Origin of the sequence: Flagellimonas beolgyonensis (genome assembly GCF_003992615.1) — a bacterium.
In the GTDB taxonomy this organism is placed as follows: Bacteria; Bacteroidota; Bacteroidia; order Flavobacteriales; family Flavobacteriaceae; genus Flagellimonas; species Flagellimonas beolgyonensis.
Window position 1 is genome coordinate 166,482 of sequence record NZ_RZMY01000003.1, and the last position, 14,727, is coordinate 181,208.

A 14,727-nucleotide genomic window follows, 5' to 3' on the forward strand; every position below is an offset into this window, starting at 1 on the left:
CTCCAAAATCTTAACTTTCATCGGCGCGGCTCAATAACATAGAAGACAAAAGATAATAATTAAAATCCTACCATTTAGGGCTTCTAATTAATCTACAAAATTAAACTGCAATACTTTATAGAAAGTAATTAACCGTTTTTAATCGTTTACCATTGTAAAGGTTCTTAAGCCTTTACAACATCCGTATATTCTTTTCCTTTTTTTGTTGCGCTATCCACAAGGTGGGGGCCCTAAATCTTACTCTTCCCTAAAGTTTTTAGTTTTCATTGTTTTGGAAGAAATTTTTTGAATTAGCCTACAAAATCAAGATTTACCCCCTGCCTTGTCTGGATGCAATAACTAACTCTTAAATCTTTTTTATGAAAACGAAAAATTATTGGATGGTGCTTTTGCTGTTCATCTATGGCTTTACATCGGCATTGGCACAGCAAAAACAGGTCTCGGGTACGGTAACCGACCAAGATGGATTGCCGCTACCAGGGGTCTCCGTTTTGGTGGTTGGAACCACAAATGGAACCCAGACCGATTTTGATGGAAAGTATGCGATTACCGCCAATCAAGGCGAAGTATTAAGATTCAGTTACATCGGCCAAAAAACGGTGGAGCGCACTATTGGGGCCACCAACACCATTAATGTGGGAATGGAGGAAGATGCCCAGGCTCTTGAGGAAGTTGTGGTGACAGCTTTGGGTATCGCACGAGAGAAAAAATCCCTGGGTTATGCAACACAAGAAGTGCAAGGTGATGAAGTGAGCACGGTTAAAACAACAAACTTTGTCAACTCATTATCTGGAAAAGTTGCTGGTATTGATATTAAAAGTAGTGGTACTATGGGAGGGTCCTCAAATGTAATAATTCGAGGATATTCATCAATCAACAATAGTAATCAAGCTTTGTTTGTGGTCGATGGTGTACCGATTAGCAATATTAACAATAATGGTTCGAATCAAGTCACAGGAGGGGGTGGATACGATTATGGAAACGCAGCTACCGATATAAACCCCGAGGACATTGAATCCATAAACGTCCTTAAGGGAGGTGCCGCAACAGCATTGTATGGATTTAGAGCATCTAACGGAGTAATAGTTATTACCACTAAAAAGGGCAAAAGAAATAAAGGAATAGGGGTTACCATAAATTCCTCAACAATGTTCAACAAGTACAATCCTGATACTTTTGCTAAGTACCAAAAAGAATATGGGGCAGGTTATTTTGATGGATGGCACCCCGGAGGATTTTATTTTGAAGATCAAAATAATGATGGTGTTGATGAGGCCTATGCTCTGGCAGATTGGGATGGGTCATTTGGTATCGTTCCTTTTGATCAAAATCTTTTGGTACATCAATGGAATTCATTTTACCCCCAACTTGTTGACACCTATGGTAAAGCAACCCCTTGGGTCGCCGCTGAGAATGGTCCGGAATCTGTTTTTGAAACTGGCACGACATTATTTAATAGTATTTCTTTAGATGGAGGAAGTGAGAAGGGCCAGTTTAAAATTGGCTATACCAAGTTAGATCAAAAAGGCATAATGCCAAACAGTAAAATTAAAAGAGACAATTTTGACTTTTATGGCAGTCAAAACCTGACTGAAAAGTTAACCGCCTCTTCGAAGGTCACTTTCGTCAAGACTAGGGGTAGAGGCAGGTATGGTACCGGGTATGATTCCCAAAATTTCATGCAGACATCTAGACAATGGTGGCAGACCAACGTGGATGTTCAAGAACAGAAAGAAGCCTATTTTGCAACCCATGACAACATCACTTGGAACACTTCATATATCAATCAAGATCTACATCCTATATATCACGATAACGTATATTGGATGCGTTATGAGAACTACGAAACTGACGTAAGAAACCGTGTGTATGGTAATGCTTCCTTAAACTATCAAATAACTGATTGGTTGGATATTTTTGGCAGGGTATCATTGGATAATTACTCAGGAAACCAAGAAGAGCGCATCAACAATCATAGTACTTCGGTTGCTCAATACACCATATTCTATGAGAATTTTAATGAGATCAATTATGATTTAATGTTAAATTTTGATAAGAATATAAGCGAAAAACTCAATCTGAGAGGCACCCTAGGGGCCAACATAATGCGTCAAAAATATGCTACCCTTTTCGCTTCAACCAATGGCGGTTTGAATGTGGATAGGCTTTTTGCGCTGAGCAATTCGACAAATGCAATAAACGCCCCTAACCAATATGAATATTTAATGGGTGTTGATGGATACTATGCAAATGCTTCTTTGGGATATGACAGTTTCTTATTCGCCGAGGGATCTTACAGGTATGATGTTTCATCAACGCTTCCAACAGAAAATAATAGTTACGACTACTATGGAATATCAGGAAGTTTTGTTTTTTCAGAATTAATTAAAGCCAATTTTATACCATTTGGCAAACTTCGAATTGGTTATGCCAAAACAGGGAATTCTGCCCGACCTCTTACCCTTTTTAATACCTATAATTTAAATACACCTGTAGGAGGACAGGGTTCCGGCTCATTACCATCGACCAATAACAATTCAAATCTATCAAACGAAAGCTCAGAAGAGAAAGAGATAGGTCTTGAAATGACATTTATCGACAAGAGGCTTGGATTTGATTTGTCATTATATGACAAAAGATCGTATGATCTTCTGAACAATATTTCAGTAACACCAGCCATTGGATTCTCAGGACAATGGATAAATACCGGCGAAATGGAAAATAAAGGTATTGAAGTTGCGCTTTGGGCAACTCCTTTAAAATCTAAAGATTTTGCGTGGAATATAAATGTAAGTTGGGGGCAAAATAAAAATAAGGTTTTATCGCTTCCTCAAGGATTACCTGCTTTACAGTTGGCAAGTGTTCAATCTGGTCTATCCATTAATGCTGTAGTGGGGGAACCTTTTGGAACACTTTATGGTTCTGACTTTGTCTACTTGAACGGGAAACGTGTAATTGATGAGAACGGTAATTACATGAAAACCGAAAGTCAGAATGAAAATTTAGGCACTTTCCAACCTGATTGGAAAGGAGGGGTTAAAAACACCTTTACCTATAAAAACCTTGCTTTGAGTTTCTTGATTGATGCTCAACAAGGCGGTAAAGTATTTTCTCTGGACACTTGGTACGGTATGGCAACCGGATTATATCCAGAGACTGCTGGTTTAAATGAACTTGGCAACCCCAAACGTTCTCCACTAACAGATGGAAACGATAGTGGTGGGATATTGTTGGAAGGAGTACAGGAAGACGGAACTCCAAATACCATTAGGGCAAGAATGGATTACTTTGCCCACACTCTTGGTTATGGTAAAGCACCCCACGCTTTGCATGTATACGATGCCAGTTTCATAAAACTCAGAGAAGTGGCTTTATCATATTCAATCCCCGACAAACTATTAGCTCATAGTTTTTTTAAAGGTGTAACCCTTTCAGCTACAGGTAGAAACTTATGGATAATCCACAAAAATCTACCTTATAGTGACCCTGAAGCCGGATTGAGTTCCGGAAACATACAAGGTTATCAATCCGGTGCCTATCCATCTACACAAGATTACGGGTTTAGTGTGAAGTTAGAATTTTAAAAAAAAAGAAATGAAAAAAATAATCTATATAATCTTAGTAATAGGTCTAGTATTCGGTTGTCAAGATTTCGACGAATGGAATGTTGACGAAAAAAACCCTAGTAAAATTCCTGCAGGTTTTCTTTTAACCAGTGCTGAAAAGGACTTGTTCACAAGAATGACAAGTACCAGTGTAAACTACAACATATTCAAATTATTTGCACAGTACTGGAATGAGACCCAATATACCGATGAAGTGAATTATGATATAAGAGGTAGGGACATTGGTGGCAATTTCTTTCTATATCTATACCGCGATATACTAAATGACCTTAAGGAAGCTCAACGTCTTATAGACGAGGACACTTTGTTGGATCAAAACCTTAAAACAGCACAATCAGGTGTGTTGGAGGTTTTACAAATTTATACTTGGCATGTTTTGGTAGACACTTATGGGAATATCCCTTATAGTGAAGCCCTTCAAGGCATAGATAACCTAACGCCGGTCTATGATGACGATGCTGAAATCTATAATGATTTATTTATTCGTTTGGATAAAGCCATACAAATGCTCAATTCAGATTCAGATTCATTCGGCTCTGCCGATTTAATTTATAATGGATCTACTGCCCAGTGGAAGAAATTTGCAAATTCCTTGAAACTAAAGATGGCCGTTAGGATATCCGATGCGGACAATACCAAGGCAAAGCAATTGGCTACAGAAGCAATTTCTTCAGGAGTATTCACCTCAAATGATGATAATGCCTCTTTTCCGTTTGAGTCAACACCCCCAAACACCAATCCCATTTGGACTAGTTTAGTGCAATCAGGGCGTAATGATTTTGTAATGGCAAATACTTTTGTTGACATCATTAATCCTTTGAATGATCCACGTGCTAAAGTTTTTATGGCCGATAATTTAGAAGATGGGTACGAAGGCGGGATTTATGGAACGGGTAGCTCATATACCGATTTTACCCATATTGGTGATCTATGGCATACTCCTGATTTGGAAGGTGTTATTTTAAGTTATGATGAAGTTCAGTTTTTGCTGGCAGAAGCTATTGAAAGAGGCCTTATTCCTGGAAATGCCGAATCCCATTATATCGAAGGGATAATTGCATCAATTATATATTGGGGGGGGTCTCAAGAAGATGCAGACGCTTATGTTGCTCAAGCCAGTGTTGCCTATGATGGGGGGAATTGGAAAAAATCTATTGGCATACAAAAATACATTGCATTATATGGTAGAGGTTTTGAAGCTTGGTCGTCTTGGAGATTATTGGACTATCCAAATACATTTATAAGGCCAGAAATTTCTGGCGAAGCTGTTCCTCGAAGATACCTATACGGCAATGATGACGGTGATGTCAACAGCGAAAATTATGAAGCCGCAAGCAAGGCCATGGGAGGTGACTTGAAGAGCTCAAGAGTATTTTGGGATATTGTGGGTGAGGGTAATTGATATGATTTCCCAAAACTGTTAAAGAGATATTAATTCCAAGAAAATTCCAGAATCAAAGAAAGGATTCTGGAATTTTTCTTTTTAAACCAAAGTTGCTTACATATTTAAACGAACAATACCAATATTGAAATAAACAACATGAAAACTTTGCCAATTTTATTTATTTTAATCTCCACACCTTACCTACATAGTCAAAAAAATGATTCTAGCCTGAGGTCTGGACAAATGTACAATTACAACACAATAATTTCCAGTAGTGTCAACACGATTTCGGCTAACAAAAGCAACATCGAGGGAAATCGTTATGTGTTCAATAAAACCAACACATCTGGGAAAATTTATACATCCAAAAAAACCTACACAGCAAATAGGTTGAACATAGATGCTCTCAATAAAGATATTGTAATCCTTATAGGAAAGGATTCTTCACTTATTTTGGAAAAAAACAAAATCGATTCTTTAACAATAGAAAATCGCAAATTTTGTAAGCTCGCGAACAGTTCTTTTTATGAAATACTTTATCGAAAAAATGACGATTTCTTGCTTAGAGATTATAATTGCTATATCAAGAAAGGAAGAGCAAATGTAATGAAGGGAACTATTGAAAATGATAGCTATGAACTAACACAGAAGTATTATTTATATCGAGGAAAAGTAATGAGCAATTCATTTATACCAACCAAGAAAGCTTTTATGGAAATGTTTAAAGGTCAGCGAGATGAAATAAAAAACTTCATGAAAAAAAATAGAATAGATTTAAAAAAAGATGAAGACATTATCAAATTGGTTTCACACCTATTAAACAATATAAAATAGATAGACTTATCTGACAATTTAGGAGCGGCAGCTTTTGGGAAAAGAACAAAATTTCTTAATATATAAACCCAAACCCCCCATCCGTCAATTGACCCCATATTTCCCAATACAATTCTTCTATGTTTGATATACCACCAAACAAAAAGAAACCATGGAAAATACCTACAGCACTTTGGTTAAGCTTGGAAGTATTGCCATCTGGGCATTTTGCATTTCAACAGCGCCAGCCCAAGTAAATGATGTTCACCATCGATTGGATCAATTTGTGAATGCCAGCTGCGAGACCAACTTTGAGGAAATCCAATCCGATGCCATTTCACAAATTCTCCAATTCAAGGTGTACTACATAAAAAAGGACATAAACCATCTTTACGGTGAAAAAGAGAAACGTTCGGTGATGTTCATCGTTATCGACAATGGCACCCAAGTTAAATCATTTGAACGCATAAAATCCGATACCGAACTTCCCGAATTGCTGAGCTATATCCGTAGTGATTTTTTATTGAATGAAAATACCGCCCCCCTTTTTGAGACCATGCTGGACCATATTTATCCCGTTGAGGATTGGAAACCCGACAAACGTGAGTTTTTTTTCAAGGACGGTAAATGGTATTTCCTGCGGGATGCCTATTTCCGCACCAAACAGGGTTTTGAAATTTCCGTGGATGCAAATGGAAAAATCACAGGTATTCGCTACAAAATGAAATGGAACGAAAACAACGATTCTTGAAACCGCTTTAAAAACGACAATCCATAAAAAAAGCCCCAAAATGGGGCTTTTTTATTGTAAAAGAGTCGGCCATTAATAAAATATTGCCCTGTTATCCTCTATTTCAGCTTTGTCCTTAAGGGCATTGTACACTGAACCATTTACACGTGCTGCAGCACTGGTGCGTAACCCAGAGGCATAGGTGCTGTAATTTTCCACATCGGGAGCAGCTGTTTTCTCTATCAACTTCACCACAAAAACTCCTGTATTACCAGTGATGAAATCGGAGGTTTGGTCCTTTTCCATACCAAAAGCAGTACCCACCACCAAAGGCTCACGTCCAGCACCGGGTAATGTTGGAGATTTAATTGTGAGTGCAGAAGCCGTTTCAACCCTTGTACCACTGGCCGTTGCAATATCCGCCATGGACTTTCCTTTATTGGCTGCAATGATCTGCGCTGCTTTGCGTTCCTTTCGGATTTCTGGAAGAGCAATAGCCGAAGCATCCTCGGCGGACATGGTTCCTTTTTTATATTTTTTGGTCAACTGTACAATAGCATAACCATTGTTCACATTGAACCTTCTTATATCACCTACTTTGGTTTCTTCATTGAAAGCCCATTGCACAATGCTTCTTTGTGAGCCCAAACCAGGTAGGTTTTCATCCATTTCACTGATTTTATTTACTGGTCTAACGGTATAGTTGCTTTCTTTGGCAATATCCCCAAAATTCTCTGGCTCATCCTCCGTTGTCGACATTTCAAACTTGGTAGCACTTGTAAAAATGGTGTTGATGGTTTCCTCTGAGGGCTCAACTTCCCGGGATAGAGTGGCCACTTTTACTACGTCTTGCTTATCATCCACACGAACAATGTGGTAGCCAAAAGCGGTTTCAACCAATCCAACGGTTCCAACTGGATTTCCGAAACAAAAATCGTTGAACTCATCTGCCATTTCACCTTCTTGAAAATACCCTAGGTCACCGCCACGGGGAGCAGAGGGACCATCTGAGTTATCCCTTGCCAAAGTGGAGAAAACGGCTCCTTCCTTTTTGGCTTCCACCAACAATTCTTCTGCTTTGGCCTCAGCTTCTTCCTTGGTTCGTGTTACAGCAGGATTTGCCCTTTCAGCTCCTTCCCATGAAATCAGGATATGGCTCGCTTTTACGGAACCATTCGCCTTTTTGTCCATAATCCTGGAAAGCTTGTAGAAATCACCATCCTTGTAGGGTCCGAAAATTTCACCAACGGACAATGCCATTAAAGTATCTGCCACTACTGATGGTAAATTCAATTTGGAACGGAACAACGTATCGTATTTGGAATCTGAATTTCTGTCCAAGAAGGCAACCATGTCCTTGGTGTTTCTAAAACCTGGGATGGTATCGTAGGTGTCGTTGCTTTCAGAATACTCTACGGTATCTTCAAGTAACGCAGTAATCGCATCCTTCACGTTGTTTTCATCTTCAGCAGATGGCTTCTCTTCAAAATATACAAAGCGAAGATCACGGGCTTTGTTTTGTTCAAACTTGTCCTTGTGCTCGTTGACATAAGCCTCAATATCGCTTTTAGAAACCTCAATGGAGCTATCATCGATAGATGTAAAGGGAACACGTACAAATTCAATATCCACTTTGTCATTGGCCAATTGATAATCAAACTTACCTTCGGTCAAGGTTGCATCAACGCCGCCTTTGATCAAGTTGAAGTACAAACGTTCCTTGGCAGCCTCAATAATGGCTTTTTCATCCTGCAACCATGCATCGTAACGCAAGGGATCGTTGGCCCTCCAATCGGCAATGGCACTTTTAAAGATTTCCTCATTGAAAATACCGTTCTCATCTTGGAAATCGGGGATTTGTGCATATTGGGATGTTTTTACAAATTCAATGATCTGATCACTTTCCACATCAATGCCCAAGTCTTCAAACTGTTGGTTTAAAATGGTTTTACGAATTTGTTGGTCGTACACCATGTTTACCAGTTGGGTCGCACTCATGCTAGGTCCATAGGTTCTGGAAACAGTTTCCACATTGGCTCTAAACTCATCAATGGAAATATTCTCCCCATTTACTTCTGCCACAGCGGAGCCCATTTTACCAAAACCAAGATCGTTGCTGTTGAAGACCCCGGATATTACAAATGCGAACAATGCCAATCCTATGATCAGGATAAGGACGGTTGTCCGTTTTCTAATATTCTCTAATATTGCCATTTTACTGCTTGTTTTCTTTAAATTCAGTGGGCGAAAATACCACTTTCTTTTCAAATAGGAAAGCTTAAAACACTGCGGAAATTATTAATCCTCAGTATTGATGCGCATACTTACCAAATCGATTTTGGTGTTGGATACCTCAAGGATCTTGAAGGTGAAATTTTCGATGTTCACCTCGGTATCCTGCTCAGGAATATCCCCGGTGTGGTTAACGATCAAACCACCCAATGTTTCATATTCCTCCCCTTCTGGAAGTTCCAATTTGTAGTTTTCGTTGATGTAATCCACCTCCAAGCGAGCCGAGAACTTGTATTCATTTTCACTGATCTGCTCTTCGTGCAGGTCTGTGGTGTCGTGCTCGTCTTCAATTTCGCCAAAAAGTTCCTCAATAATGTCTTCAACAGTTAGGATTCCGGAAGTGCCACCATATTCGTCCAGCACCACGGCCATACTTTTACGTTTCTTGGTCAGCACATTCAAAATATCCTGGATGAGCATGGTTTCGGGGACATATTCCACGGGCAACAAAATACTTTTGATGGTCTTTGGTTTTTTGAACAGCTCATAGGAATGCACGTAACCGATGATCTCGTCGATATTTTCTTTAAATACCAATATTTTGGAATAACCGGTTTCGGTAAACAACTTGGTGAGGTTCTTTGGCGTATCATTGATTTCAACCGCCGTAATCTCGGTGCGCGGCACCATGACCTCCCTGGCCTTTACAGTTGAAAATTGAAGGGCATTCTGGAAAATCTGAATCTCGGAGTCCACCTCATCCTCCTCTTCCACGGTCTCCATTTGTTCGGTAATGTAATCGCCCAATTCCAATTTGGTGAAAGATAATTGCACTTCATCGCCCTCTGTTTTGAAAAAGACCCGAAGAATAAAATCGGATACCTTGATCACAAACCAAGAGATCACGGAAAACAAAAGGTAAAAGAAATAAGCTGGAATGGCCAATACCTTCAGCAAGGTGTTGGAGTAAATCTGGAAAAGTACTTTGGGCAAAAATTCCGCTGTCAACAATATGATCAAGGTAGAAATGACCGTTTGTGAAAGCAGACTAAAATCGGTGAGCAACGAATTCAAAAACTCGTATGGGGTAGGCAAAATGCCCTGAAACCAATTCATGAGCAATTCGCCCATGAACATTCCATAAACGACCAAGGCAATATTATTGCCAATGAGCATGGTGGCAATGAACTTGGATGGTTTTTCGGTAAGCCATGTCAGCACTTTTGCCAAAATACCTTCCTGCTTTTTCTCTATTTCAATGTGAATCTTATTCGCGGAAACAAAAGCGATCTCCATTCCGGAAAAGAACGCGGAGAACAAAAGGGAAAGCAGTATGATGATGACCGAGGTGTCCAATGCTATTGTTGATTATCCTTCTTTCGCTGTTCGAAGCGTTTCCGGTACCTTCTTCTAAACACAAACATGGCCACAGAAACCACGGCAAAGAATATGAATATGTAGGTGTCCTTCGGGTTAACGGACCAAAGGGTTGCAATCTTATAAATGGATATGGCCGCAACGGCCAAATAAATGTATTCGGTATAACGTAAAATCTTGATCATCTTATTCTTCTTCTTTTATGGTCATTAAACCAAAGGTCTTGTGCGCCTTGAAAAAACTGAAATCCCTATTGAAATCCATGCCTTGACCGTCCATTACCGTACCGTCCTCTGGATTGGTGTATTTGAAGGCGGCCTCGGTAAATATCCAGTTGTTCTTTCTATCGAAGTACAACTGATCGGTTTCCAATTTTTTACCGTCATGGCTTTCAACCACCACATTGCCCCGCAAATCAATCACATTGGTTTGCGAATATACAATGCCGTAGTCTGCTTGGATCACACTTTTTTGGTTCTTTTCATCAAAAAAATCCATCACAAGTCCTTTAGGGAAGGTACGGAATTTAAAGCTTTGATTATCAAAATCCTCGGAAACGGGACTCCTTAAAACAGCTATGACCTTGGAATAGGCCGAATCCTGGGTACTCAAAGGCTCAAGGGTTTCCGTATAGACCAAGGTAAAATTCTGCGCCACCCCTTGTGGAAAAATGGGTTTTACGGCTTCTTCGCCCACGCGCTCATAGTCGTCATCACAGGACATAAAAAGGATTGCCACGGTAAAAACCGTGGCAAAACACTTTAAAATATTTTTAGATTTCTGCTTCACATTACAGATTAGGTACCTTAACGCTACCGCCAACCCAACAGCTAAAGCTGATGGTCTGACCGGCCATACCTGAGCTAAAGATCATCTCTTTGGTCGGTGCCTTGGCATCGTAACTGGCTGCAGCCTTATTGGCATCACCACTCAACGCAGGGTCTACCCTACCAGCTTTTCTAGCCATCTCGGCAGCTTTCCAGTAAATTGCTCTTTTCTCGAATGCAGATTCCCCGCAATCGTTGGCGCTACTGGCATACAAGTTGGCAATCAACAAATACGCTTTACCGTTTGCAGGATTGGCATCGATGGCCTTAAGGGCATAGCTTCTAGCTTGTGATTTACTGCTTCTTCTTACCGTTGTGGCAATCTTGTATAGGATGTTCGACTTTTTGTAGTTGTCGGATTCCAATTCCACCGCTTTGTTGAAGTCGGCTATTGCACCGTTCATGTCGCCCGATTTTTGTTTCAATACACCACCATACATGTAAGCATCGGCAGATGGATCCAAAGCCAACTGGGCCTCGAACAATTTACGGAACATGGGATCATCGGTACAATCTTTGGAGAACATTCTACCTACAGCACTTTTCACCCATTTGATATCGCCTTTTTTGGCGTCATAGTTTTTCTCGTACAATGGAATCAAGTTGTCACAGTCGGCAAGGGCTCCCAATTTGGCATCCACACTGCTTGCCACTTTACCGAAAGACTCCGAATTGGTCTCGTACACACTTTTTGCTTTTTTCTCTTTGGCCGTTAGTGCAGTGCCTGCATCCTCCTTTTCCAAAATTTTAACTAAAGCATCGGTAACCTCTTTGTTCTCCTCCTCAATTTTTTCGGTAACATCGTCATAGGTATCGAACACATCCTGAAGATCCTTTTTTCCGGCCCCATGCAAATCCACCAAAGTGGAGAAATACAAGTAAAGGGCTCTTGGATTTTTAAAGTTGGCACGGTCTTCCTTAAAAGCTTTGTCCATCATATCGAACAATTGCTCGTCAGAAGCCATTTTTTCCTCGTACATTTTCAAGGCCTTATCGATGGCCACACCCGCTTTGGAGTATTTTGTTGGGAAATATTTTAGGCTGTTATCGTAAAGGGACAACAAATCCTTGATATAACCATCTTTTTCGGCTCCGGAAGACTTTTCAATCTTGTGTTCCAAGATGCGTTCCCCGTACAAAAAGTTGGCGCGGTTGATGTCTGGACAGGTTTCGTAAACCATTTTCCATGGCTCATAGGCCGCATCATAATTTTTTACTTTAGCGTGCTCCACGTAAATGGAAAGATTGGTCATGCACTCTGGGTTTTGTGCTTGGGCCATACTTAATCCCGTCAACATCACGGCCGCTATCATTGTTAAGTAGTGTCTCTTTTTCATCTTACTAATTTTAAAGTGGTTAAAGTACAAATTTTCATTAAAAAATCCTCTTAAAGATCTTTCAATGGGTGGTTATTTACGATTTTTTAAATTTTTGGCCCCATCAATTTATTTTTCTCTTTTGAAACCATTTATCATTTAAGGATAACCCTACATTGATTTTCAAATAACTCTCCTCTACGAGGTTCGCGTCGGTGGTACCCCTTCTTCCCAGCTCAAATCCGAGATTCAAATTACTGAAGGAATTACCCAACGGCATACCAAGTCCAAAAGTTATGCCAAAGTCGTTTATGTCTTTACCGTTCACGGTCATACCGCTCATATCGTAACGCAGACCAGCCCGGTAGGTAATCCTCTTAAAATAGCCTGAAAGCGACCTGTAATCGGGCACCCAATACCCTCCAAAGGCAAAGGAACTGGCATCGTCATAGGTAACATTTTGTATCCCCAAGAACTGATTCTCGAAATCACTGAATTTCTGAAAACTGTACTCCGCGCCCAAAAACCACTTTTTGTCCTCACCAAACCCGAGACCCAAGGTTGCTTTGGTTGGAATTTTAATTTCGGTGTTCCTTAGGTTATTCGCATCCAAGTTAACATCCACAACTTCGATGTCTCTCCCGGAAACCAAAGAGAACGAACCCAAGGTCTGTGTATTCTTTGCCACCAAATTTCCTTGGGTATTTACCACAATGGAGGTAAATAAGGTGTACTTTTCCTTAATGGTGGGCGTATAGTTCAGGGAATAGTTGAAATCGTAGCCGTTGATCTTGGATTCCCTCCTGTCGATGGTTCCAAATTGGACATCTTCCACACTCTGGATCCTTTCATAATCCAAGGTCCCGAAATTGTAGCTGGCCGTAACCCCTAAACTTAAATTTTTGATAGGCTCAAAACCGATGGAGGCATAAATTCTGTTGACTCCCCCATCGCCAGTGAATATGTTGGTCACTTCTGCGCCATTGCTGTTGGTTGTAATATCGTTTAAACTATACCCGACCGACGAATAGGGCATTAACCCGAACCCGGCCCCAACTTTGGGCGCAACGGGGAAACCAATGGACAAATAATCCAAATTGGTAACAGAGGTTTTCTGCTCTTGGGTAAAATCCTTTAAACGGTATTCCTTATGGGAAATTCCTGCCGTATAGGTCGTAAGCCGAAGCTTGGAATACGCCGCAGGGTTGGTGAGGTTTATGTGGATACTGTCGGCATACAGACTTAGCCCCCCCATCATTTGATTTTCAACCGTCCCATTGTCCCTTTGGTCACCAATGCCAAAATAAGAATATGGGGATATGGTACCTTTTTGTGCAATCGCTCCTTGGGCGATCACACAAAGTAATGCAATCAAGATTTTTTTAACCATCTAGCTTTTGTTGTATTCCAGCAGGCAATTAAGCCCCTCCAAGAGAAATTTGGAGTTCGCAAATATGGTGTTTTTTAGCCTTTTGGCAAAAAAATGGGCGTCGCCGCCTGTTAAAATAACTGTTAAATCTTGATAACGAGCACGATATTGGTCGATTACCCCGTCCACTTCGCAGGCCACGCCATTGATTACGCCACTGTGCATGCACGATTGGGTGGAATTGCCTACAAAGTCCAAAAGCTCCTCGGGTTCCAATAAGGGCAGCCCGGCCGTTTGGTTGTGCATGGCCTTATACCGCATGCGAACGCCCGGCGAAATGGCCCCACCGACATACTCGCCTGCATTGTTCACCATATCGTACGTAATACAGGTACCGGCATCGATGGCCAAGGTATTGCCCCGTGGGTTTTGGTAAAATGCCGCCGTGGCAAGGGCCAACCGATCTACCCCCAAGGAATGGGGCGTGGCATAGCTGTTCTTGAACGGTACTTTGGAGGCGCTGGACAGCACATGTACCTTGCAGAACAGGGATACAATATCTTTCTCCGTTTTGTCGAGTTTGCCCACCGAAGAGATGATGGCATAATTTATTTTGGGGTAGTGCTCAAAGAGTTCCTTGATCTTGGAGAGGAACAGCCCCGATTCGGAAACTTGGTCGTACACCATGCGTCTGTTCTCAAAAACAGCGTATTTGATTAAGGTATTGCCGATGTCGATCACCAAGTTCATGGTGCAAAGTTCGGGAAATGGAAAAAAATCGACGGCTTTTTTCGTGTTTTTGTTTGTATATCCTAATTTTGAAATTATATTTGCAGCCGCTTTAAGGCATGGTACCTTAGCTCAGTTGGTAGAGCAACGGACTGAAAATCCGTGTGTCCCTGGTTCGATTCCTGGAGGTACCACGAAGTGTAACTACAGAAAGCCCGTCCGATTTGGATGGGCTTTTGTTTTGGAACAAAACGGAATCGAAGTTTATGCTGAGCAAAAAACAACGTTTTTTGCCGAAGTAATACCCTGGAGGTACCACAAAAA

Annotated in this window: 11 protein-coding genes and 1 tRNA gene; 5 read left to right on the plus strand and 7 right to left on the minus strand. The window is 40.8% G+C overall.

What is annotated here, in order from left to right; translation table 11 throughout:
• Positions 1-359 precede the first annotated feature (359 nt).
• The 4 genes from EO131_RS01640 to EO131_RS01655 all read left to right on the plus strand — a co-directional run bounded on the left by EO131_RS01640 (position 360) and on the right by EO131_RS01655 (position 6,574).
• Positions 360-3,584: a SusC/RagA family TonB-linked outer membrane protein gene (locus tag EO131_RS01640; protein WP_127018604.1), complete on the plus strand. Its 3,225-nt coding sequence runs from the start codon at positions 360-362 to the stop codon at positions 3,582-3,584.
• Between the two features lie 10 nt (positions 3,585-3,594).
• Positions 3,595-5,028, plus strand: coding sequence for a SusD/RagB family nutrient-binding outer membrane lipoprotein (locus tag EO131_RS01645; RefSeq protein ID WP_127018605.1), 1,434 nt, complete (start codon positions 3,595-3,597; stop codon positions 5,026-5,028).
• A gap of 138 nt (positions 5,029-5,166) precedes the next feature.
• The gene (locus tag EO131_RS01650) at positions 5,167-5,844 is read left to right on the plus strand and encodes a hypothetical protein (protein ID WP_127018606.1); all 678 of its coding nucleotides are present in this window, start codon (positions 5,167-5,169) and stop codon (positions 5,842-5,844) included.
• 151 nt (positions 5,845-5,995) lie between these two features.
• Positions 5,996-6,574 carry a hypothetical protein gene (locus EO131_RS01655; RefSeq protein ID WP_127018607.1) on the plus strand — a complete coding sequence of 193 codons (579 nt, stop codon included), beginning with the start codon at positions 5,996-5,998 and terminating at the stop codon, positions 6,572-6,574.
• Between the two features lie 72 nt (positions 6,575-6,646).
• Here EO131_RS01655 and EO131_RS01660 read toward each other — a convergent pair whose 3' ends face one another.
• From EO131_RS01660 to EO131_RS01690, 7 genes are all read right to left on the minus strand, one after another.
• A complete protein-coding gene (locus tag EO131_RS01660) occupies positions 6,647-8,767 on the minus strand; it encodes a peptidylprolyl isomerase (RefSeq protein ID WP_127018608.1) in 2,121 nt (706 codons plus the stop codon).
• Between the two features lie 84 nt (positions 8,768-8,851).
• On the minus strand, positions 8,852-10,141 hold the full coding sequence (locus tag EO131_RS01665) for a hemolysin family protein (protein ID WP_127018609.1): 1,290 nt from the start codon (positions 10,139-10,141) through the stop codon (positions 8,852-8,854).
• Positions 10,142-10,143: 2 nt separating this feature from the next.
• Positions 10,144-10,347 carry a hypothetical protein gene (locus EO131_RS01670; RefSeq protein ID WP_127018610.1) on the minus strand — a complete coding sequence of 68 codons (204 nt, stop codon included), beginning with the start codon at positions 10,345-10,347 and terminating at the stop codon, positions 10,144-10,146.
• Between the two features lies 1 nt (position 10,348).
• On the minus strand, positions 10,349-10,951 hold the full coding sequence (lptC, locus tag EO131_RS01675) for an LPS export ABC transporter periplasmic protein LptC (protein ID WP_127018611.1): 603 nt from the start codon (positions 10,949-10,951) through the stop codon (positions 10,349-10,351).
• 1 nt (position 10,952) lies between these two features.
• Entirely contained in the window at positions 10,953-12,326 is a 1,374-nt protein-coding gene (locus EO131_RS01680) for a hypothetical protein (protein ID WP_127018612.1), read from the minus strand.
• Between the two features lie 103 nt (positions 12,327-12,429).
• Complete coding sequence (locus EO131_RS01685; protein WP_127018613.1) at positions 12,430-13,695, minus strand: BamG family beta-barrel-assembly machinery protein; 1,266 nt, start codon at positions 13,693-13,695, stop codon at positions 12,430-12,432.
• Positions 13,696-14,424, minus strand: a complete 729-nt coding sequence (locus tag EO131_RS01690; protein WP_127018614.1) for a type III pantothenate kinase — start codon at positions 14,422-14,424, stop codon at positions 13,696-13,698.
• 100 nt (positions 14,425-14,524) lie between these two features.
• Here EO131_RS01690 and EO131_RS01695 point away from each other — a divergent pair.
• Positions 14,525-14,597 (plus strand) — tRNA-Phe (locus EO131_RS01695).
• The last annotated feature ends 130 nt before the right edge of the window (positions 14,598-14,727 follow it).